At 26.9% G+C, this 23,291-nt stretch carries 17 protein-coding genes and 5 tRNA genes; 11 read left to right on the top strand and 11 right to left on the bottom strand.

Annotation, left to right across the window (positions count from 1 at the left end):
- The first annotated feature begins 60 nt into the window (after window positions 1-60).
- On the top strand, window positions 61-3,198 hold the full coding sequence (locus V2E24_RS02665) for a hypothetical protein (protein WP_330500878.1): 3,138 nt from the start codon (window positions 61-63) through the stop codon (window positions 3,196-3,198).
- 43 nt (window positions 3,199-3,241) lie between these two features.
- Here the strand turns inward: V2E24_RS02665 and V2E24_RS02660 are convergent, their stop codons facing one another.
- Window positions 3,242-4,093 carry a glucose PTS transporter subunit IIA gene (locus tag V2E24_RS02660; protein WP_330500877.1) on the bottom strand — a complete coding sequence of 284 codons (852 nt, stop codon included), beginning with the start codon at window positions 4,091-4,093 and terminating at the stop codon, window positions 3,242-3,244.
- 298 nt (window positions 4,094-4,391) lie between these two features.
- On the opposite strand from V2E24_RS02660, the gene asnS reads away from it, so the two are divergent.
- From asnS to V2E24_RS02635, 5 genes are all read left to right on the top strand, one after another.
- Window positions 4,392-5,744 (top strand): asparagine--tRNA ligase, encoded by a 1,353-nt coding sequence (gene asnS / locus V2E24_RS02655; protein WP_330500876.1) that lies wholly within the window; start codon window positions 4,392-4,394, stop codon window positions 5,742-5,744.
- Window positions 5,745-5,893: 149 nt separating this feature from the next.
- Complete coding sequence (locus tag V2E24_RS02650; RefSeq protein WP_330500875.1) at window positions 5,894-6,913, top strand: glycosyltransferase family 2 protein; 1,020 nt, start codon at window positions 5,894-5,896, stop codon at window positions 6,911-6,913.
- Window positions 6,914-6,915: 2 nt separating this feature from the next.
- Entirely contained in the window at window positions 6,916-7,602 is a 687-nt protein-coding gene (locus V2E24_RS02645) for an RDD family protein (protein WP_330500874.1), read from the top strand.
- Window positions 7,602-9,758: an ATP-dependent helicase gene (locus V2E24_RS02640; protein ID WP_330500873.1), complete on the top strand. Its 2,157-nt coding sequence runs from the start codon at window positions 7,602-7,604 to the stop codon at window positions 9,756-9,758. Before V2E24_RS02645 ends, V2E24_RS02640 begins: the two co-directional genes overlap by 1 nt.
- Window positions 9,758-11,392 (top strand): MHO_4530 family protein, encoded by a 1,635-nt coding sequence (locus V2E24_RS02635; protein WP_330500872.1) that lies wholly within the window; start codon window positions 9,758-9,760, stop codon window positions 11,390-11,392. The genes V2E24_RS02640 and V2E24_RS02635 overlap by 1 nt, the downstream gene beginning before the upstream one ends.
- A gap of 35 nt (window positions 11,393-11,427) precedes the next feature.
- Here V2E24_RS02635 and V2E24_RS02630 read toward each other — a convergent pair whose 3' ends face one another.
- The 6 genes from V2E24_RS02630 to V2E24_RS02605 all read right to left on the bottom strand — a co-directional run bounded on the left by V2E24_RS02630 (window position 11,428) and on the right by V2E24_RS02605 (window position 13,983).
- A complete protein-coding gene (locus tag V2E24_RS02630; protein WP_330500871.1) occupies window positions 11,428-13,308 on the bottom strand; it encodes a ribonuclease J in 1,881 nt (626 codons plus the stop codon).
- 230 nt (window positions 13,309-13,538) lie between these two features.
- A tRNA-Leu gene (locus V2E24_RS02625) sits at window positions 13,539-13,622 on the bottom strand.
- A gap of 45 nt (window positions 13,623-13,667) precedes the next feature.
- A tRNA-Thr gene (locus V2E24_RS02620) sits at window positions 13,668-13,743 on the bottom strand.
- Window position 13,744: 1 nt separating this feature from the next.
- Window positions 13,745-13,820: transfer RNA gene (locus V2E24_RS02615), tRNA-Val, on the bottom strand.
- 6 nt (window positions 13,821-13,826) lie between these two features.
- Window positions 13,827-13,902: transfer RNA gene (locus tag V2E24_RS02610), tRNA-Glu, on the bottom strand.
- Window positions 13,903-13,908: 6 nt separating this feature from the next.
- Window positions 13,909-13,983 (bottom strand) — tRNA-Asn (locus tag V2E24_RS02605).
- A gap of 201 nt (window positions 13,984-14,184) precedes the next feature.
- Between V2E24_RS02605 and V2E24_RS02600 the strand changes: the two genes are divergently transcribed.
- Genes V2E24_RS02600 through V2E24_RS02580 form a run of 5 tightly spaced genes read left to right on the top strand, consistent with a single transcriptional unit; the run spans window position 14,185 to window position 19,262 of the window.
- Window positions 14,185-16,011, top strand: a complete 1,827-nt coding sequence (locus tag V2E24_RS02600; RefSeq protein ID WP_330500870.1) for an ABC transporter permease — start codon at window positions 14,185-14,187, stop codon at window positions 16,009-16,011.
- A complete protein-coding gene (locus V2E24_RS02595) occupies window positions 16,011-16,718 on the top strand; it encodes an ABC transporter ATP-binding protein (RefSeq protein WP_330500869.1) in 708 nt (235 codons plus the stop codon). The genes V2E24_RS02600 and V2E24_RS02595 overlap by 1 nt, the downstream gene beginning before the upstream one ends.
- Entirely contained in the window at window positions 16,693-17,595 is a 903-nt protein-coding gene (locus V2E24_RS02590) for an aromatic motif membrane protein (RefSeq protein WP_330500868.1), read from the top strand. The genes V2E24_RS02595 and V2E24_RS02590 overlap by 26 nt, the downstream gene beginning before the upstream one ends.
- A 1-nt stretch (window position 17,596) precedes the next feature.
- A complete protein-coding gene (locus tag V2E24_RS02585) occupies window positions 17,597-18,415 on the top strand; it encodes an aromatic motif membrane protein (protein ID WP_330500867.1) in 819 nt (272 codons plus the stop codon).
- Entirely contained in the window at window positions 18,402-19,262 is an 861-nt protein-coding gene (locus tag V2E24_RS02580; protein WP_330500866.1) for an aromatic motif membrane protein, read from the top strand. Before V2E24_RS02585 ends, V2E24_RS02580 begins: the two co-directional genes overlap by 14 nt.
- A 32-nt stretch (window positions 19,263-19,294) precedes the next feature.
- Here V2E24_RS02580 and V2E24_RS02575 read toward each other — a convergent pair whose 3' ends face one another.
- The 4 genes from V2E24_RS02575 to V2E24_RS02560 all read right to left on the bottom strand — a co-directional run bounded on the left by V2E24_RS02575 (window position 19,295) and on the right by V2E24_RS02560 (window position 23,193).
- Window positions 19,295-20,221, bottom strand: coding sequence for a coiled-coil domain-containing protein (locus V2E24_RS02575; RefSeq protein ID WP_330500865.1), 927 nt, complete (start codon window positions 20,219-20,221; stop codon window positions 19,295-19,297).
- 28 nt (window positions 20,222-20,249) lie between these two features.
- Window positions 20,250-21,131 carry a hypothetical protein gene (locus tag V2E24_RS02570; protein WP_330500864.1) on the bottom strand — a complete coding sequence of 294 codons (882 nt, stop codon included), beginning with the start codon at window positions 21,129-21,131 and terminating at the stop codon, window positions 20,250-20,252.
- Window positions 21,132-21,317: 186 nt separating this feature from the next.
- Entirely contained in the window at window positions 21,318-22,049 is a 732-nt protein-coding gene (gene nagB, locus V2E24_RS02565; RefSeq protein WP_330500863.1) for a glucosamine-6-phosphate deaminase, read from the bottom strand.
- A gap of 1 nt (window position 22,050) precedes the next feature.
- Window positions 22,051-23,193, bottom strand: coding sequence for an N-acetylglucosamine-6-phosphate deacetylase (locus V2E24_RS02560; RefSeq protein WP_330500862.1), 1,143 nt, complete (start codon window positions 23,191-23,193; stop codon window positions 22,051-22,053).
- Window positions 23,194-23,291 lie beyond the last annotated feature (98 nt).

Here is a 23,291-nt window from a genome sequence, read left to right as displayed (position 1 = left end):
AAATATAGAACAATGTGGAAAATAATACAACTGCTTAATTTTATTTTGTAAAATCAAGTTATGAGAAAAGCATTAAAAAACAAATTTATTATTATTTCATCCACTTTAGCCACAACAGCATTAATTGGCATTAGTGCTGTTTCATGTGCCCAAAAAGAAGAAAACAACAAACCAAACCCAACACCAGAAACTCCTGCACCAAATCCAGGAAATGAAACTTCAACACCAACACCTACTAATGAAGGTTCAACAACTAACCCAGGAAACGAATCTTCAACACCATCAACAAACACACCAACTTCTAAACCAACTTCAACAAATCAAGACTCAACGCCAGCAACTGGTGGTGAAAATTCAAAACCAACTCCAACCAACGAAACATCTACAGCCGGCGAAACTTCTACTACAACAGAAGAAGCGCCAAAAACTGACACACAAGAAACAAATACTAACACTGACACATCTTCAACTGTAGCAGAAGATCCAAAACCACAAACTAACTCTGAATCTTCACAACCTCAAGATGTTCCATCTACTGATGAGTCTAAAAAAACATCAGAGGTATCTGAAACTCAAGACGAACAAACAAAACCAAAAGAAACAGAAGCTACATCTGAATCAAGTAAAGTCTCAAATATCACAACAACAGTTGTATATCGTTTATTTTCGAAGGAAATTAAAAAACAAGTTTTAGAATTGCCTGAAAATTCAATTTTTGATGCAAAAAATCATTTATTTGATAATTATTTATTTGTATCACAAACCAAAAATACACCAGGTGGTGTAATTATTGTTCAGTTAGATACACCTAAATCTATAACAAAATTAATTTTTAAAGAGAATGGTAAAACATTAGATACTGTCACTGTCGTGAAAAACAACGATGACTCTGAAACAATTGATCTATCTAAATACGTTCCTGAAGATTATATTTTAGAAAATAAAGACAACAACATAATTTTAAACCAAGAAAATGTTGTTAAAGTTATTCCTGAACCTTATGATGCGCAAAATTTATTTATTTTAGGAAATAAAGAAGCTATTTACGAATCTGTATCTAATGCTTTAGGTAAATATCAAGCCTTAAGATTTTATTACAATAAAGATAGAGGTTTGTTATTCAAAAATAATATTGCCTTTACCTTCAAAGAAGGTATGAAAGATAAATTCTTAAAACTAGGGAAAATTAAAAAAAGCCTATATTTAGATTTTCCTTTTGAGTACAATAAAGAAACTAGAATATTAACATTAACTGTTAAATATTCTTATAGAGATAAAGACTATCAATACAATTTAGAAATTGAAATTCCTGAAGGCAAAATTAAGCAAAAAGAATCTAAACCTTCTGAAAAACCAAAAAATACAGAAACTCCAAAACCAGCTTCTCAAGCAAATCAAGAACAATTAAATGATGTTAATGAAAAAATAAAAACATTAAATAATGTAGTAAAGATAGTTGATAAAGAAAAATTAAAAAAAGCTATTGAAGCTAAAAAATTCTTCTGATACGATTACAAATCAGGAAACATAATTTACTCAGAAAAGGCTACACCAAATTGAAAAAATGAAAATAAACAAAATGTAATTTTATCAGCTTCCGCAGTTAAAGAATTAGGGGATGGATATCAGTTAGCTAATTCTGATAACCCTACATATAAGAACAAAAATAAAGCCTTAAGTATTAGCACCAAAATTAGTTACGAAGTAATAAATAATGAATTAATTTTAACTTACAAATTAGCAAAATATATTACCGGTCAAAACCCTATTATTTCCGAAACTGATGCTAAGAGTACTGTTAATTTAGAAGAAATTCCTGTTGATAAAGTAACTTCTGAAGAAAACCCACAAGAAAAAGAAGTGGATGGTGGAAATTCTGGAGCAGAGTCTACATCCACATCTACAAATACAGTTTCAGAAGAATCTACTCCATCATCAGAAAACAATGATAGCTCAAACGATAATGTTGATAATAACGTAAATCCAGAATCAGATCCTAAAACAACAACTGATAGCGAAAATCAAACACCAGAAACAGATAATCAAACTTCAAATCCAACTTCTGCATCAGAAGTAAATGAACCATCTGCGGCTTCCGAAACTTCCGCTACAGCAGAAGAAGCACCAAAAACTGACACACAAGAAACAAATACTAACGCCGATGCCTCTCCAACTGTAGCAGAAGAACATAATTCTCAAGGAGTTTCATCTGAAGTTGAAACCGAAAAAACATCAGAAGTAAATGAACCATCCACAACTGGCGACACTTCCGCTACAGCAGAAGAAACACCAAAAACTGACACACAAGAAACAAATACTAAAGCTGATGCGTCTCCGACTGTAACTGAAGATCAAAATTCTGAAGAAGTTTCATCTGAAGCTGGTCCTGAAAAAACATCAGAAGTATCAGGAACCCAAAATGAAGAAGAGGTTAATTTAAAAGACAATACAGACTCTTCTTCGTCTACTGCTATGACTGGAGAAGTTAACCATAATTCTGAGGCAACATCTCAACCAAATTTAGATGAATCCTCTGCAACAAATTCAGATCAAGCATCTCATTCAAGCGCTGAATCTAAAGATTCAGAAGCTTCCTCTGTTAATACTCCTGAAACTGATTCACAAGAACACTCAGAAAACAACGAAAATACTCTTAATGAATCACAAATGCAAAGTGAAGATTTAAGTTCAGATAATACAGATGAACCGAACACAGCCGATGCTGAAGACTCAAATCCTAATAAAAAATCTTTTGATAAATTATTAAAATTAGCTCAAAATACAACTTTATTAAAAGTTACACTTTCTGAACCAGAAAAATATGATGAGCTAAAACAAAAAATATCAGATAACATGAGTAAGCAAGCTACAGCAAAAAAATCAGATATATATGCTTTAGAAATTCACAGTGCTACAAAAAAAGTCACAAAAGGTAAAAGGTCATTATATTCATTAACCGAAACTATAAATTCTGAATTAAGTGATGAGGATAAAAATTTATGAGATATTCATAAAAAATTACTTCTTAAAGATGCTAATGCATCAGGTAACCAAAGATACTTTAGATTATATATTGAAGATGATAAAATTGTAGCTAAATATAAAATCTCAGGAAGTGCTGATATGCCTGACGAAGACAAAAAATTACTTGAACCACATTTAGATACAGAATTTAAACTATACGTAGAAAAAGAATAAAAAAGAAAAAATTAACATCTTTGAGATGTTAATTTTTCTTTACTTAATTTCTTTTGGCGATAGTTAATTTTTCTTCAAAAACAGCTTCAGATGGGATGTTTTCGAATTTTTTAAATTTAGAATCATTTGTTAAAACAACAATAACATTTGGATTATATCCAGATTCTTTAATTTTTTTAACATCAACTTTTGCTAATGGTTGATTTTTCTTTATTGATTGATTTAGTGTAACATAACTTTCAAAACCTAAACCATTCATTTTGGTTGTGTTAATACCAATATGAATTAAAATTTCTAAACCATTTTTGTCTTTTAAACCATATGCGTGTTTACTTGGTCATATCATCGATACTTTAGCATCAATAGGTGAATTTACAATAACTGTATCATAATTAGAAATATCTACAACGAATCCTTCACCTAACATTTTCTCACTGAATACACCATCATTTAAAGAAGCTAAATCAAGAACTTTACCTGAGCAAGGTGCAAAAATTTCAACTTCATTTACTTGTTCTTGAAACTCTTGAGAGGCCTTTAAAATTACTTCTTTAGGAGCTAAATTACCTTGTTTTGTCTTGATAGTTTTTGAATATTCTTTTTTTAATTCTGGGGCAGCTTCTCTAATTTTTAAGTTAATAGCTTCAGAGTTTTCACCGAATTTAACTTCAACATAGCTTTTTCCTAAAATTAAAACTTCTGATGCACCTAAGTTTTTTAATTCTGTTTTATCGACTAAAGAACTATCAACAACATCGTAACGCAATCTTGTGGCACCGTTGTTAAACCCATAAATGTTGTTAATTCCACCAAGGGCTTTAACAACTTCTCTAATATATTGATCAACTTCAATTTTATTTCTATGTAATAATTTATCAAAAATCTTTTTGAACATGTTTTCCCCTTTAAAATAGCGTTTAAAAGCTTCTTAATTATAAATAATGATAAATATTTTTTTATAAAAATAGGAATTTTTTATAATAAATATGTTATTTATTCCACTTACATTTTTCTTAAGTGTTTATTAATATTTTTGTCTTTTTTGAAAAAATTTATTTTTTACTGACTTAAAAAATACCTTAATAATTTTTAGTTATTAACAAAACTTAAAAATAATTTATTTTTGATTAATCATTATTCTTAAGTTTTGTTAATTTTAATATAATTGTTTTAGTTATATTTAAGGAGAAAATATGCACACAATTAAAGCGATTTTACTAAAACCTCAATACTATGACCAATGAAATAATTTCAAAATAAAAGCATGAGTTTCTTCAAACAGAGGAAATAAAAAAATGCGTTTTATTAATATTAATGATGGAAGCACAGTTGCTAACCTACAAGTTGTGATCAAAGGTGAAAATTTTGATTTTGATTTATTAGATACAGTTAAAATCGGAGCTGCTGTAGAAATTGAAGGAACACTTAAGGCCACACCAGAGGCCAAACAACCAATTGAATTAGTTGCTTCAAATTTTAAATTACTTAAAAATACAGTTGATTTTCCAATTCAAAATCAAGAAATTTCACTTGAAACACTAAGAGAATTACCACATATTCGTCACAGAACAAATATATTAAAATGTGTTATGTTAATTAGAAGTACTTTAGCTCAAGAATTACACCGTTATTTCATGACAAGAGGATACTATTACATGAACAGCCCAATTATTACTTCAAATGATGGTGAAGGCGCTGGTGAAACTTTCAACGTAAATGATGGTTCAAAAGACGAATTCTTTGGAAAAGATAAAAAAGCTACTTTAGGTGTTACTGGACAATTACACGCTGAAAGTTATGCAATTGGTATGAATAAAGTTTACACATTTGCGCCAACTTTTAGAGCTGAAAGAAGTAATACTAAAAAACATGCTGCAGAATTTTGAATGTTAGAACCAGAAATTGCTTTTTATGATTTAAAAGATGTTATGCACTTAGCTGATGATATGTTAAAAGTCGTAATTAGAAATACAATCGCAAAACATCCTTTTGAATTTGACTTTTTATTAAATAACGTTGATAAAAATTTAATTAACAAATTAGAATTATTCTTGAATAAAGACTTAAATGTAATTGATTATCAAGATGCTATTAAAGAATTAGAAAAAGTAAAATCACGTTTTGAAAACCAAGATATTAAATTTGGTCTTGATTTAGGTACAGAGCATGAAAGATATTTAGCTGAAGAATTGTTTAATGGTCCTGTCGCTGTTATTAACTTCCCTAAAGACTTCAAAGCCTTTTACATGTACCAAAACGACGATCAAAAAACAGTTGCGGCTTTTGACTTATTAGTTCCGGGTATAGGAGAGTTAATTGGTGGAAGTCAAAGAGAAGCTGATTATAATAAGCTTTTAAAAAGAATCAAAGAATTAAATATTTCTCAAGAAGATTTACAATGATATTTAGATCTTAGAAACTTCGGAGACTGTGGTAGCGCAGGATTTGGATTAGGGTTTGAAAGATTAGTTATGTATGTAACAGGCGTTGATAACATACGTGATGTTATCCCTTATCCACGTACTTCAGGTAATATAAGAATGTAATAAAATCGATTAAAAACACAACAAAAGTTGTGTTTTTATTGTAAAAATCTCTTGATTTTTTAGGGTTGCTAAGCTAACATATATGTTTTGGGAGAGGTTTAATATGATAAAATTAATATATACTATATTTATTTTTAAAAGGGGTTAAAATGAAATTAAGTATTATCTCATCTGTAACTGAATACGCTAGAGACGTAAGAAGTTTTTTGAATGATTTAAAAGATCAAGATAATCAAGATTTTGAGATTATTTTAACTCTTAATAAAAGTTCGAATAATAAAAAAACCATTTCTGTAATTAGTGAATTTTCTAACTTTTTTGGTAGTAGATTAAAAATTATTTATAACTCAAAAAGGCAATCACAGCAGTTTAACATTATCAGTGCCTTTAGAATTTGTAAGGGTGATTACGTTACAATTATTAACTCAGATACTTCATTAAGAAAATATTACATCAGTCGTATGGGAGAAGTAGCTAGCAGATATGACGTAGATATTTTAGAATTTAAACCTAGATTTGTTGGATCAATAAGATGAAAACCAAAAGCTAGAATTAACTTAAGTGAGCCAGTCAAAATTGCCAATAACCCAGAAGTTATTGCTTATAGTTTCCCATTTATTTTTAACAAAATTTTCAAAAAATCATTAGTAAAAAAACTTGAAAAACATAAAACTAGTTCTTCAAGCACAGACAATAAATTTGCAATTGAGTTAAATTATTTATTATTATTAAATGCCAAAAAATACATGTATTATGATCAAAGACTTAAAAGAGAATATTTTGATTTAGAAACTTGATTAAACCCACAAGGTTTTTTAACTTCATTTAACGCCATTGATCCTGTGTTCAAGTTACATTCGCAAAAAGTGACTTATGAATTTGATTATTTAAGAGCTTATTTTATGAAGTTATTTTTACCTGGATTATTAAAGGGAACTTTTGTTTTTAATAAGCAATATATTTTCAACCACAAAATTTTAGAACAAAGGCGTGGAGAAAAAATAATTTCTAAATTAGATGATATTATCAAAAAGGTAGAAACAACAGAAGCTTTTAAAATTTTTAAAGAAACAAATATTTATATGCTAAAAGACAACAAAGAAACATCATTAATTAAAAAACGTTTAGATGTTTCTGAATGAGATGATATTTTACAAGAATTGGAATAAAAATGTATAAATATCAAAACACTTCTTTTTGAAGAAGAATAACAGCAAACTTAATTGATTCTTTGTTAACATTTGGTTTTATTTTGTTGATGTATTTTCTTTTTATTAATCAAAAAGTCGCCAACAACACTTTAACAAAAGGTTATTATTTAGGTTTTTTTATAATTAATATAACTTGATTATTATTTTATTATCTTTTGTGGGCTTGAATTTTAAAGGGTTCAACATTAGGTTATCTATTAATGCGCATCAAAATAGTTAAGTCAAATTCAGATGATATAACACTAAAATCACTTTTAAAAAGGCAAAGTTTTGCGCTTGTGTGTGTTATAGTCCCGTTTTTAATTTTGATGAGTTTTTTTAATCAAGAGGCGCTTGAGATAATTCCAAATTTAAATAATCAAATTACAAAAAATTCAATTGCTAAAATCAGCGAAAATTTCACAAAAACACAACAAATTTTATACAGCTTAAGTTCAACTTTATTTGCTATTTTTATCATTTCTACTTTTGCTAATTATCTTTTTATCATCTTTAGCAAAAGAAAATTAGGTTTATTTGATTTAATAAGCGATACCAGAAGCGTAAATATCAAACAAGTTTTTGTAGATGAGATCAAAGAATATCAACTTATGCCAATACTTGTGAATTTAAAAAAAATTCACGTAATTAAAAAAGGGGAAGAATAATGGATATTAAAATGCAAAATATATCACTTTTGGATGATCTTAATGATCATCAAAAGGAAGCGGTTCAGTATTTTAAAAGTAATTTAAGAATTATTGCGGGAGCCGGAAGTGGTAAAACAAAAGTTTTAACTCGTAAGGTGGCTTATCTTATTAATGATTTGGCAATACCACCTCATGATATTTTAGCCGTAACATTTACAAATAAAGCTTGTAACGAAATGAGCGAGAGAATTAGACAATATTGTGGCGATTTAACAAGTGAGCTTAAAATTAAAACTTTTCACTCTTTATGTGCAGAAATTTTAAGAATTGAGGCCAAAAATCTCAAAATTAAGTCTGATTTCCAAATTATCGACGAAACAGACAAAAAGATGCTTTTGCAAGAGATTTTCAAAAAATTAGAAATATCTCAAAGTCAAATATCTTATTCAGCAATGATTCGTTACATTTCTTGAGCTAAAAACAACAAATATTCTCCTAAAGAAATGGCATATAACTTAAAAAATGATGAAGATAATGAAACCATTCCTAAAATTTATGCATTATATAATCGCGAATTAAAACGTAAAGAAATTTTAGATTTTGATGATTTGATTATTAAAGTTGAAGAATTATTTTCTACTAATGAAGAAATTAGAGATAAATGATCTAAAAAATTTCAATTTGTTTTGGTTGATGAGTTTCAAGATACTTCATATTTACAATACAAAATAATTAAAACCCTTGTAGGCCCTAATACACACTTAACTATTGTTGGTGATCCTGACCAGACTATTTATCACTGAAGAGGGGCAGACGTTGATTTAATTTTAAATTTCGAAAATGATTATCCTAATTCTAAAACAATTGTTTTAGACACTAACTATCGTTCTACAAAAACTATTTTAAGAGCGGCGAATAAATTAATTCAAAATAACCACAACAGATTTAACAAAGACCTACACACCCCAAATCCAGAAGGATTAGAAATTGAATTTTTCCACGCTTTTAATATGGAAGCGGAAGCTAGATGAGTAGTTCAAAAAATTAATGAACTTAAAAAGCAAAAAATACAACTTAAAAATATTGCCATTCTTTATCGGAGTAATTGATATTCACAAGCTTTAGAAGAGGCATTAATCAACGAAAACATCAATCACAAGATTTTTAACGGTGTTAAATTTTATCAAAGAAGTGAAATCAAAGATGCCTTAGCTTTTTTACGTGTTTTATATGATGGAAGCGATATTTCTTTTGAAAGAATTATTAATGTACCTTCTAGAGGTATAGGGGCTGTAACTTTAAATGCACTTAAAAAATATGCCAACGAAGTCAATATGACTCTTTATGCAGCGTGTGTTAAAAACATCAAAAAACTACCAATCCCCGAAAGCGTAATTGTTAAGAGTTTGTATCCATTTTTAAAAACTGTTATTAAGTACAAAAAAGCCTTAAAAGAATTTAAAATCTCAGTTGTTCTTAAGAATTTTTTAGACGAAATTGGCTTTATGAAAGATATAGAAGACAAATCTAATCTACGTGGAACAGCAGTTGAAAATGTCAAAGAACTTCTTAGATCAATTGAAACATGAGAAGAGAAAAATCCAGATAAAGGTGTTAGCGATTATTTAGAAATGGTGTCGCTTTTAAGTGCTGGGGATGAATATGATAATTTCACTAATTATGTGTCATTAATGACAGTTCACTCATCAAAAGGATTAGAATTTGACAATGTTTTTGTTGTAGGCATGTCAGAAAAAATCTTCCCAAGCCACAAAGGTTTTAAAGATCCTCGTGATAATTCTTGATTAGAAGAAGAAAGAAGATTGGCTTATGTGGCTATCACTAGAGCAAAACAAAGATTATTTATAAGTGATTCGCGTGGTTATTTAATAGGTACAAATATCGAAAAAGAACCATCTCGTTTTATTGAAGAAATGGGAATAGATTTAGATAAGTTTATCATTGTTCAACCAAATGCCATTAATGAAAATGATGAAGAGCTTTCAATTACTAACGACGATATAATTGCTGGAGATGTTGTGTCTCATACTATTTTTGGTGAAGGAACCGTTTTAAAAGTTATAGGTTCTGACATTTTAGTAAGTTTTATAAGAGACGGTAAAGAAAGAACACTTCGTAAAAACCACCCAGCAATAAAGGTAATTTCTAAATAATGGTACTTTGATTAGTTTCATCATTAGTAGTTTTTTTAATGGTAATTTTTCTAGCGCTAACAATATTTTTAGTCTATCTTCTAGGTGCTAGAACTTCAAGAGGATTAATCATTTTCAAAGTTGACACAATTAACAAAAGAGTTTTGCGTTTAACCAAAAAAGATGATTATTTTTCAACTTTATTCGACAATAAAAAAAGCAAATTCGAAACATTTAATTACATAGAATTGAACGATTTTTTAAACTTTTTTGATAAAAAGCTTTCCAAGGAGCTAAAAGATTATTTCTTAAAACAAATGGAGTATAAAAGTGAATTCCGCTTCAGTCCTAATAAGGAATTTATATATAAAAATTTATCTTTTGTTGAAAGAATGCTTTTTAAGTTAGATGTAAGGAATAAAAGATTAGCTAATACTCAATACTTTTTAAAAGTAACGCCACAAAATAACCAAATTTATATTTGCAATATTAGCTGAAAAGTAATTGAACAAAAACGTGAAATTAATCTTTCGTGTTTTGCTAACGAAACAAACACCAATTTTCAGAAGTTTCTAAAAGGTCCATATATTTCAATTAATATATTAGTAAATCCATACTTTTTTGCTCATACTTTTAATCAAAATGAATTAGATACATTTTTAAAGAGCTTTAATTTAAAAGCTAAAAAAATTAGTTATTTTTTTAGGGATGGAATTATTATTTTGATTTTAAACAAACCATCTAAAAGAAAAATGAAAGAGATAGTAAATAAAATTGAGTGGATTAATAAAAACTCACTTTTTGATGGTTTCATAGATAAAATCAGTTTAGTAAATTTCAATAGAATTAGTGATTTAGATAGTTTTGACGAACTTTTAAATAAATGTAAATATACTTTGTATAACTTAAAAAATAACAATGATATTAAAACTTATTCTTCTTATAATGATTCTTTAGAAGAGCAAGAGAAAATTCAGAATTTTATTAACAAACTCAATGAGTTTATTGACAAAAATAATTTTGGTAATTATAGTATTGTTAAAAACAGATTAGTAAATTATCGTTCTAAACATCCAACAAACACATTTTTCCCATCTACTTGAATCAACGGTATGCAAAAAGAAGATCTAAACTTTTTTTACAGAATACCTTACTTAGTTCATCAATACGAAAATAACTGAAATAAAGCCATATTAGAAAATTCACAAGCAGAAATAGCTAACAATGAAAAAGTAGTTATTCAAATATCACAAGAAAATTATTTAACACTTAAACCTGAAGATTGTTATAAAAATGTTACTTATTTAGTTTATGCTTTTAGTGATTTAGTTTATTATGATGAGCTTAAAAATAGAATCAATTTACTTCGCGAAAGCGGAACTTTCACAGCCTTATACGTACAAAAAATAAGTAAACCAGTGATGTATTTGTTAAATAATACAAATTTAAAAATGGTTGTTATAAGTAAAGATATAACACAGAATTTATGCAACCAAAAAACATTTTTTGACTGTTTAAATGTTTATCATTTAACCAAAATTAAAAAAATGAGCCTAATATACGAAATTCCTAACCACGATCTTGATCCATATACTGTTATGAAAGTAGGGATTAAAGGAGTTTATAAGCCTGAGTTTAAGGTTTTAAATGTATAAAAAAAACTAGAACTGTTACATTTCTAGTTTTTTTATTATTCTTCATCGTCTTCGTCTATTATTTCGTAAATATCATCTTTTTTGAAAACATGTTTTTCTAAGTCTTTTACAATTTTTTTAACATCATTAGGAATACGTGTTCGTTTATTGTTTTTAATTTTTTCTATATCTAAAGAAGTATTATCTTTTTTAGAATCCCCTTGAAATTGAACTTTTCAAGCTACTTTTTTATCTTTTTTATCGTTAATCAAAACAATAGTTGGGATAATCACTGGATCTCTTCTTTTTTGTTTATGATATAAATTAGAAAGACGATCGATAATCATTTTTTCTAAAACATTAACATTTCAATTTGGTGTATTTTTAATGTAATGTAAAGCAGCACCGTGCGCTATTCTTTTACTTTCATCAATTAATTCACCAGAATTTTTAACATAAAAAGCACCACGACTAACTAATTGAGGTCTTCCGAGAATAGAGTTATTTTTAACATCAATTATAATTACGATATTTACAAAACCACTATTTGCTAGTTTTGACCTCTCATATATTTGTGTTGATGTTGTTTTTAAAACATTAGTACCATCAATATATACAGGACCAAAGTCAATTTTTTGGTTTGTTACCTTTACTTCGCCCTTATCCATTAAATAAACTTTTCCTAATTCAGGGATAATAACGTTTTTAGGGTCTACACCATTTCTAATTGCGCTTTGTCCATGAACCACAGACATTCTATATTCACCATGGTAAGGTAAAAAGTATTTAGGTTTGGTTAATTGAAAAACTTTATCATGTTCATGTTTATATGCGTGACCTGAAGTGTGTAAGTAACCATCTGGTCCATTTTCCTTGATAATAGCACCAAGTTTATATAAACGGTTAATCAATAATTCAATTGTCATTCTGTTACCAGGAATAGGACTTGAAGAAAAAATAACAACATCACCTTTATTAATTTTTACAGATGGGTGCTTACCATAACTCATTCTTGAAAGAGCAGCTAATTGTTCTCCTTGACTACCTGTAGTCAAAATAACTAAATCACTTTCTTTGATTTGAGAAAGTTGTTTTTTATCAGCAAAAACTTCTTGTGGTACATCAATGTAGCCTAATTTACGTCCAATTTTAATTCCTTGAATCATTGAACGACCAAATACAAGAATTTTCTTATTCATCTTAACAGCAATATCAATCATCACTTTAACACGTGTTAAATTAGAAGCGAAAGCTGTAATTATAATTTTTCTTTTAGCATTTTGCATATGCTTTTCAATATCTGTGACAATGTCGCTTTCGCTTGGTGAGTGATATGGACGCATAGCATTTGTTGAATCACTAAGTAAAACAGTTAAACCATCTTTACCAATTTGATCTAATCTCGCAAAGTCTGTGTAGTTACCAATAGGTGTATAGTCAAATCTAAAATCACCTGTACACATCAATTTACCATCAGGTGTGTGAATCAAAACCCCAAAAGCATCCGGGATAGAGTGTTGTGCTGTTCAAAAATCAGCCATGCAACATTTATTTTGACCAAAATAATATTTATCTTTTTTATCTATTTCGATAAATTCTATTTTTTTAGTAATTTTGTGTTCTTCAAATTTTGATTTTAAATATTGAATAGCTATTCTAGGCGCAAATATTTTTTTAAGTGGTGTTTGTTTTACTAAATATACAACTCCACCTATGTGATCTTCATGACCGTGAGTAATAAACAATCCTTCAATTTTTTTGTCAGGATTATTTAAATAATCATAATTAGGTATTATACCTTTAATTCCTGTAGTGAATGTGTCAGCGAACTTTATACCAGCATCAATAATAAAAATATGATTGTCATGTTCAACCAATAATGATGCTTTTCCGATTTCCTGCACTCCACCTAAGGGGATAATTTTTGTAGGTGTCATACTTCTCCTATTTTTTATCTACGGAAATAATTATTATAATGTAATTTAAATTGAGGTATTTTTTACTTTTTAATTATAACCCTAAAAAATAAATACAATAATATTTTTTAACTTTTTTGCCTTGTAAAATAACGTTATTCATCATTTTTTATCTAATATATTTTTACCTTTTTTGTTGTTTTTTTATTTAAAAAAAGTATTAAAAAAACTCCGATTGGAGTCTTAGTCAATGGTGCACGAAGAGGGACTCGAACCCTCATGCCGGAGGCACTAGAGCCTAAATCTAGCGTGTCTGCCAATTTCACCATTCGTGCAAAATAAATATTTATATAAAAATAAAAAAAATATGCCTTCGCATATGGTGCCGTCTATAGGACTCGAACCTACGACCTACTGATTACAAGTCAGTTGCTCTACCAACTGAGCTAAGACGGCGTGGTGGAAGATAAGGGACTCGAACCCATGACATTCGCCTTGTAAGGGCGACGCTCTCCCAACTGAGCTAATCTTCCATAAAATGGCAGTCTGTACGGGGATCGAACCCGTGCATGCATGGATGAAAACCATGTGTGTTAACCGCTTCACCAACAGACCATATAATGGCGCCGATTATTGGGATTGAACCAACGACCAACTGGTTAACAGCCAGCTGCTCTACCGCTGAGCTAAATCGGCATTTATTTGTTTGCTAAATAATTATAGCACAAATTTTTATTTTCAAAATATTTTTTTATTTTTTTAATTGGTTGTTTGTTCAACTCATATCGCTTATAGCGCTAAATAATCATACACGAAAAATTTAAAAATAATATAAAAAAACAAATTATTTAAGAATATAATATATTACATATTTGGAATATTACAAAGGAGTAATATATGAAAACAAACAAAACATTAAGTTATTTTAGTTTTTTGCTAAAACTAACTTTAAAAAGAAAAAGTACATATATTTATATATTAATATATGCTTTGATTTACATGTGTTTTTTAGTCGGTTTCCTTTTAAGCGGTACCGATATTAATAAATATGTATACTTGTCATATTTTTTGATTAGTTTATTAATGGGAATTTTTTTTAGCGGACTAAAGTCACTAAATATATTCAAAGATTTAGAAAATGAAGGAATCGAGATTCTTGTTTTTAGTAAATCATTAAGTAGGAAACAGATAGTATTAACTAAAACTTTAAGTGCAAATTTTATTAACTTTATATATGCGTTATTAAATACACTAATACAAATACCATTTTTTTATTACTTAAATTGAGATATTAAAACAGCACTTTTATTTTTATATAGTTTTGTTTCGGTGTTTTTTGCGTTAGTTATTTTTTCAAATATAACAACGTTATTGGCATTTAAATTTGACTCAAAAGTTGCATTAAGTTTACCTTTGGTCGCTAGCTTTATTTTTATTTTCACAGGAATGATTATTCAAAACAATTCTTCAAGTAATTTTGAACATTTTTATAGTTTAATTAGTAGAAAATATGATTTTAATGATGCTAACAACGAAGCTAATGTATCTTTTTTTGGTGTTAATAACCAAAGACAAATGGTTGTCCTGCCAAACGGTAAAGAAAATAATGATTTTACTGAATTGCAAAAATTATATTTAAAGGAAGCTTTTAAAGAATCAAGTAACACTGCAAAACAGTGACAAATTTACACATGAAGCGCCCTTCCTTATCAATTTTTTGAGCTAATCAATCCTGATAATATTAATTTATTAAATTTTAAAAATAATAAAAATGATAATCAATTAATAAATTCCTCATTTGCCAATGATATAAACAATCAATACAAAATTACTTTTGATCAAAAGTTAAATAATTTTGATATTTATAAAAATTCAGATATATACCAAAAAGAATTTCTAGTTCCTTTTTTACTAAAAAATTCTTCAGTTAACTTAGATAAAAGCAATAGCTACTTAATTTATGCACGTAAAGATGCTGATAATTTTGATGTTGAATTTATAGAAGATAAATTCAATTATGTTAAAGATAATTCACTTGTTGGAAAAATACACTGAAACAATATTTTAAATTTAATTAATAATTCAACATTCCAAAGAGTTTTTGACAACTTTAAAGAACAACTAAATTCACTTGTTAATACTTATATAAGTAAAAATAACCTTGATATAAATAATCTAAGTGATATCAAATTAAAAGAAATTAAAAAATTAATTATTCAACATATATCATCACTAATTAACGACAACAATAACATTTTTTATCAATCAGATATTAATTCAACATTTTTAGATAAAGATGCTTTTAATAAAAACATAATCAAAAGCGAAAGTGAAAAAGCTATCAATCTTTTTGTTTTAATCGTTTATAAACTATACTTTGACGATTTTAATTCCTTGATTTTTAAGGCTATAAGTTTAAATGATAATGTTCTACTAAAAAATACTCCAAGTCAATTTGAAATTACTTTTGACAATAACACTTATTTTATAGGTGGTTTTAAAGATTTTAAATTAAAACATAGAGTTGAAAATGATAACGTAATTTTAAGATATGAGCTAGAAAAAGCAAATAATTATCTTTTTGAAAATACAAAAAATTATGCACTTGTTTATAAAGATAAAAATGTAGTTAATAAAAATATTTTTATCTTAGTTTGATTTGTAGTTTCTGTTTTATTGGTAACAGCTAACGTAATTGTTTATATTAGAAAGGATTATAAATAATGATTAATAACACAATATTAAGTGTTCAAAATTTAACAAAGAAATTTAAAAAATTTAAAGCCTTAGATGACGTTAGTTTTGAAGTTAAAAAAGGTAGTTTTCATGCTTTTATAGGAGTTAATGGAAGCGGAAAAACTACTACTATTAAGTGTATTATTGATAGTATTTATAATTATCAAGGTCAAATTTATATAGATGGGATATCAAATAAAAACCCAAACAGTAAAATGAAATTAGGTTATGTTCCGGAAAAAACAAATTTTCCTAACTCACTAAGTGCAAACGATTATTTAATGTACTTAAGTTTATTAAATAATAATAATCAAAGTGCTATTCAACAAAAAATAGATTATTTCTTAGATAAATTTAATATTAAAGAATTAAAAAATAAAAACCCAAATAACTTTAGTTCAGGTCAAAAAAAGAAAATATTGCTTATACAAGCACTAATAAACGATCCGCAAATAATCATTTTAGATGAACCGGCAGCTAATTTAGATCCTTATGCTAGATATGAGCTTTTTGAAATCCTAAAAGATTTACAAAAAGAAAATAAGACAATTTTAATTAGTTCGCACATTTTAAGTGAAGTTAACAAGTATTGTGATTCCTTAACTCTTATAAATAATTCAAAAATATTATACACAGGCGATAAATACAAAAATCTTGAGGATATTTTTTATGAAAAAGTTATTAAAAACTCTTAGTATATTATCCATTTCATCACCTTGCTTTTTAGCGCTTAGCTGCAGCAATATAAATAATTCACAATCAACATTAACTCAAAAACCAAAAGAAGAAAGTCAAATAAAAAAATTTGACACAAAAATTTTAGATACTATTTTTTTCCAATACTACAGTGAAAATGAATTAAAAGTTTATAAAGATATTCAAAGTAAAATACCACTAAAAATGGTTAGCACTCTAAAATATGCTCTTTTGTATAGACCGTATTTTAGAAATATTTTAACTTCTCAAAGTTATGAAAGAATAAGACAAAATTCTGAAAATGTAATTAAAGAAACATTAAATACTAATATTTATTGATTTTTAGAAAATATCAATAAATTCAATTTTTTCTTATACGCATACGGAAATAAATATAAAAGCAATGAATACGATGAGGATTTTTATAAAGAAAACAGTGAATGAGTCCAAAAAATTGAGGATTTATCTATTCAAAAAGTAGTTCAAAAAAACTTAAGTGAAGATATAAAAATTAATTTTTTAATTTTTAGCGACAATTACTTTTTTGTTATTTTAGAAAACCAAAAAAATCCTAAAAATAATTTAACATTAATCCCTGAGTTTTTTGAAATGGAAAATATAAGTGATTTAGAAATGTTTTATAAACAAATTAACTTAAGTAGAAATAAAAGAAAGCAATTGGACATTGACTATATTAAAAAAATTTCTGATGCTGATAGTTTAGAAAAAAACATCCAAGATTTAGAAAATAAATATTCGTGAGATAGATTTGCTAATCTATTTGATGAATTTAATTATTTTGATGACTTTTTTGACTCTGTTTTTGAGTTAAATAAAGCGAATATTAAAATTAAAAGATATGTTTTAGGAGGTTAGAGTGAAGTTTAAAATATTAAGTTTGTTTTTAGCATTATCTCACTTACCTTTTGTTACACTTTCGTGTTCAAATTCAGAATCTTTTAGCAATATTTCACATAAATATATCGATAACTCACTAAATTTCAATCCCAAAAAAGAAGATCAGATAAATAATTCTCAAATCTTAGATGTTTTATTAAAAAGTGCGTTTAAAAATAAAAATGCTCAAAGAATTAAGTTTTTAGATGAACAAAATTCCAAAAATAAAAAAAGCGCTTTTATTAAAAAATATAATGAATTAATTCAAAAATATGACCAAAAAGTAGAAGGTTCTTTACAAGAGATTAATGATTTATTTTCAAATAACTGATACTTTATTTTAAACAATTTAGACTTATTTAATGGGCAATATGAAAAAATACTAATTTTTGAAAGTTGACATAATAAAGGCAGACATTCACAATCGTATTTGGATTTTGCTAACAACTCATTTAAACCGCAAAAGTACATTATTAATGATTCAAAATTAGAAAAAATACAAGAAGGGGATGAGTCATTTGAGATTCCTGATAGCGAATATTTTTACCTTTTAAAAGATAAAATGGTTTTCAGAATACAAGTAAAAAATACTGGTGAAGTAATTCTAAGTCCATTTGTGTGAACATTTGTTAACGCTAAAAATTCAATCAGCTTAAAATTCATCAGTGATATTGTTCATGGCGCTTATATACACGGAGATCAAAAATCTTATGATGAATTTGAAAATGATTTAGTAAAAAAATATAAAGCAGGTGTGCCGCTTATTTATATGTTGAGGTTAAAAAATGAAAATATTTAAAAAATTATTATTTTTCTCTACACCTTTATTGTTAACCTCTTTTGTTAGTTGCCAAACACATAATTTAGATAAATGCCTTTTAGCTAAACCCATTGAAGAAACTACCAAAAATAAATTTGATAAATATGTACAGAATAATTATATTCAAACACTTTTATCTTTAGCTTTTGATGATAATAAAGAAGAAATTGAAAAATTTGTTAGTCAAAATAGAGATTTATCCCAAGAAAAAATCAAAAGTTTTAAAAGTGCTTTACTGATTAAAAACAATATTTTAAGTATGTACGGTTCTGATGATGAATTTTCTTTTTTTGGAAATAATAAAAAAGCTTATATTTTCAAAAATAGTGATGATATTTTGGAGGAATTTTCTACTAAATATTGATTATGAATGCTATTTAATTTAGACAAATCTACCTTCGCCTTTTATCCAGGTATAGATCTTTTTAGCGCTTCAGCGCAAGAGTTACAAAACCAACATTTAAGTGATTCACAAATAAAAGGTAATTTTTATAAACCACTTTCAAATAAAATTAAACAAATTTCAATTCAACAAGAAACACAAGATACACCAGGTTATAAAGAATATACAGTTTATTTAAGAACCGAAAACGATTATATTTTAAGTTTAGAATTAAATTCTTATAAACCAGATAACACTTATAACGCAAACTTAAGATTTTATATAGAAGTTTATAAAAAACCTACAAGCGATTTTGATTTAGACGCGTATTTAAGGGTGACAAAAAGCTTTTATGACAAAAGTGCTAATAGAAGTGATTCAATTATTTATAACGAAATAAATGGTGCGGAGTTATTAAGATACACACTTGTAGATATCTTTTAAAAAAACTAAAACACAAGAGTTATTCTTGTGTTTTAGTTTTGTTTAATGTTTTGCAATTGTTGCTTTAGCTGTTCAATTGTATTGTTTAAGTTATTTATAACTTCTTTTTGGTTTTTAATAGATTCTTGAATTGTTGCGTTTTGTTGTTTAAGTTGTTTAATTTTTTGCTTTAAATCTTCGTTACTTTGGTTCAACAAAGTAATTTGCTCTCTTAATTGAATTTTTTGATTGTTTAAATTATTTAAATTTTGCTTTTCTAAATTTATAGAATCATTGAGTTGTTGATTTTTTAATTCAGCATTTTTTATTTTAGTTGTTGATTCTACTATTTCTTGTTGCTTATTAGCTATTTTTTGACTTATATGCTCATTTTGTTGGTTTATTTGTCTAATTTGTTCGTTGATTTGAGCAATAATTTTGTCGCTATTATCAGAAGAAGCTTTTTGTAACTCTTTTTCTAGTTCTTGTTTTTGAATTGAAAGTTGATTTTGTTCGTTAGTTAAATTTTCAATAACTAAATTAGTGTTTTTGATTTGGTCTTTTGAACTTTCAATAAGTGCTTGGTTATTTTTTATATTTGACTCTATTTCATTGATTTTATTTGTGAGTTGATCACTTATTTTTTGAATTTTAGCCAATTCATTTTTACGAGCTAAAATAACATTATCTTTTTGTTTTAATTGTGAATTAAGTCTTTCTTGTTTATAGTTATTTTCTTCTTCTAGTTGTTTTGATTTGTCGGTTTCAATTTTAATTTCTTTATTTAATTCACTTATTTGCTGTTGAATTTGATTTATTTGAGCATTTAAATGATCTTGTAATTCTTGCTTTTGTTTGATTTCTTGTTCTAATTTAGGGTCAATTTTGACTTCTTTGGCGCAAGAGTAGGTAGCTAAAGTGCTTAAAGGTGTAATTGTGCTTAAAGCTAAAAGATTTAAAACAATTTTTTTATTTAACATAATTAAATTTTACCTTTATTTTAAATTTTTAGTTTTCTAAGAACTCTCGATACACTTTATTTTTTTCTAAGGCTGTTAAATTATTTCACTTTACCCTAACTCACTCTAAATTGTTTTCTTGGTACTTAGAATCGTAGTTTTTAAAATAATCAATCACATCATTAACATTATCTTTTTTGGGGTTGTTCAATAATGTCTGTAACCTATAAAAGGGTTGAGTAATATCCATTTGCTTATTTTTTAGATATTCTCATAAAAATTGTTTGTTTACATAGTTTCCGTATATTTCTCATTTTTGAACTATTTGATTCTTTAAACTTGAGACCAAAACATCTAATTCGCTAATCAATCTTAAAGAATTAACTTTTTTAGCATTTAATTCTCTTTCTATTTCGTTCTTAAGCGCTTGCTGTAATGACGGTTCAATTTTCAAAGAAGCGATATCTTTTTCTAAGAGAGCTTCACTAGAGTAAATTACAGTTGAATTTCATTTGCGATTTAATTTTTTGATTTGCACTACAGATATATTAGGAATTTTAAGTTTTAAATTATAAGAAAGCTGATCTAAAAATTGCATCGAATATTTAAAAGGAATTTGAGAAATTCTTATGTATTGCTCAGGATCATAAATTTCATAAAAATCTTCTTGAGAAATGACAAATAACTTATTTTCTATTATTTGATATTCACCTTTGGTTATTAATTCTGTCGCATCTTTTAAGAGCTCAAAATTATTTTTTTGTTCTTTTTGTGCATGTTTTTTGTCTTTTGTTTTTTTCTTGAATAAAGCAAAAATATAGTTATTGTTTTTAATATCTTGTGTAATTTTGAGTATAAAACAGTTTTTAATGATTCCAAAACCACCATTAATAATTGGAGGTTTTAATGTTTGCGAAAAATTTGTGTACATTGCTATCTCCTACTTTAATTTTATTAAACATAAATAATTAAAGTTTTTATTTAATAAAATATCTTTTTCCTTAAAAAATGAGTTTATTTTTAGATCTTTATTATTTTTTAATGACTATTTTACAATAATAAAAGTCAATAAATTCAAAAAAAGCAAAAATGTGCAAGACTTTTGCACATGATAGTTTTAATATTTAATTATTTTGCTAATAGCTTCTTTATCTACTAAGAAAGTCACATTTGGGTGTAATTGTAAAAAACTAGCCGGGCACGCAGCTGATATTGGTTGATTAATAGCTTGATATATAGCCTCGGATTTATTTTTTCCATAAGCTAAAAGAATAATTTTTTTAGCTTGTAAAATGTTAGCAAGCCCCATTGAAATAGCTTGTTTAGGCACTTGTGATTCATCTTCGAAATAAATTTTATTTGAATCAATTGTTGATTGAGTTAAATCAACAACACGTGTAAATTGATCGATTTGACTACCTGGCTCATTAAAAGCAATATGCCCATTTGTACCAATTCCTAAAATCATAAAGTCAATTCCACCGCTTTGAATTACTTTTGTGTTGTAATTTTGTGCATTTTGGTTGGCATCTCCTAGTGATTCAGGTAAATTGATGTTTTGTTTTTTGATATCAATATGATTAAATAAGTTTGAAAACATGTAATAGTTATAAGAACATTTGTTATTTTTATCTAAATTTACATATTCATCTAAATTAAAAGAAATAACATCTTTAAATGATAATTTGTTATTTTTATATTTTTCAATTAAATATTGATATGTTAATTCTGGTGTAGCGCCAGTAGCAAAACAAATTTTAGAATCATTTTTACTATTAATTTGTTTTTCAATTAAATCAGCCGCATACAAACTTAATTGCTTTTTATCTTCAAAAACCATTACTTTCATGCTAAATACCTCTTTTTATTTCTACACCTTCAACATATGTTGAAAAAATTTCAAAATTAGTTTTGTTAAATAAAACTATATCCGCCTTTGCACCAACTTTAATTACACCGATGTCATTTCTTTTTAAAAATTTAGCTGCGTTATATGAAGTGACTTTTACAGCATCATGCATAGAATATCCGATTTTAATCATATTTTCAAATGCATTAAGTAAACTTATGGCGCTTCCTGCTATTGTTTCGGTGTCTTTGATAGTAATTAAACTTCCTTTTTTAACCACCTTAAAACCACCACTTACATTTTCACCATCTTGTGAGTAAGCGGGTTTAATTGCGTCGCTTACTCCTATAATATAGTCAATTCCTAAATTATCAATTGTAAATTTAACGCTTTGTTCACATATGTGTATTAAATCCAAAATCATTTCTGCATAAACGTTTTTGTGCATAAATGTAGCTTGTAAAAGTCCGGGTCTTCTTGAATCAAATCCACTCATTGCGTTTCATAAATGACACACACTTTTAACTTTATTATCAAACATTTTTATTGCTGTTTCGTAAGTGCAATTAGTGTGCCCTATTGAGGGTTGAATATTATTTTCGATCATAAAATCAATATCTGAAAAATTCGTTTGATCTGGATCTAAAGATATTTTTAGTAACGTTTCGTTTGAAGATTTGATTAAATGTTTTATTTTTGGTTTAGATGTTTTAAGTAAGTATTTTTCATCATGAGCACCTCTTTTAGCCTTACCAATAAAAGGGCCTTCTGTGTGGGAACCCAAAATTTTGGCACCCAAAAAATTACACATCTTAGCTTCATAAATTTCTTCTAAGCTTTTTTTCATTTTTTCAAAGTCATCTGTCATTATTGTAGGTATAAAAGAAGTGGTACCAAAAAAACTCAATTTTTTAGCAATTATTTCAATCGCTTTAACTCCTTCACTAACATCAAAATTAAAAAAACCGTGAATATGTGTGTCAATAAAACCTGGGACAGCTCTTTTTTTGGACACGCCTTCAACTTCAACAATTTTTTTAATTACACCATTTTCAATGTATATATCGGCGTTTTTAATAAAATTGTTTGCGTTATAAATTTCAACACTTCTAATTACACAAGTGTTATTTTTCTCAATTTGCATGATTAAATCCCCATTTTATATAAATATAAAAAATAAAAATAGATAATAAATTTAGTTAATTTATTTTAATTATATAAGTTACCCACAAATATAACCAT

Source organism: Mycoplasmopsis ciconiae (assembly GCF_036350065.1).
GTDB classification, from domain to species: domain Bacteria; phylum Bacillota_I; class Bacilli_A; order Mycoplasmatales; family Metamycoplasmataceae; genus Mycoplasmopsis; species Mycoplasmopsis ciconiae.
Note: the sequence above shows the minus strand (reverse complement) of the source record. Positions and strands in the feature narration are given on the sequence as shown.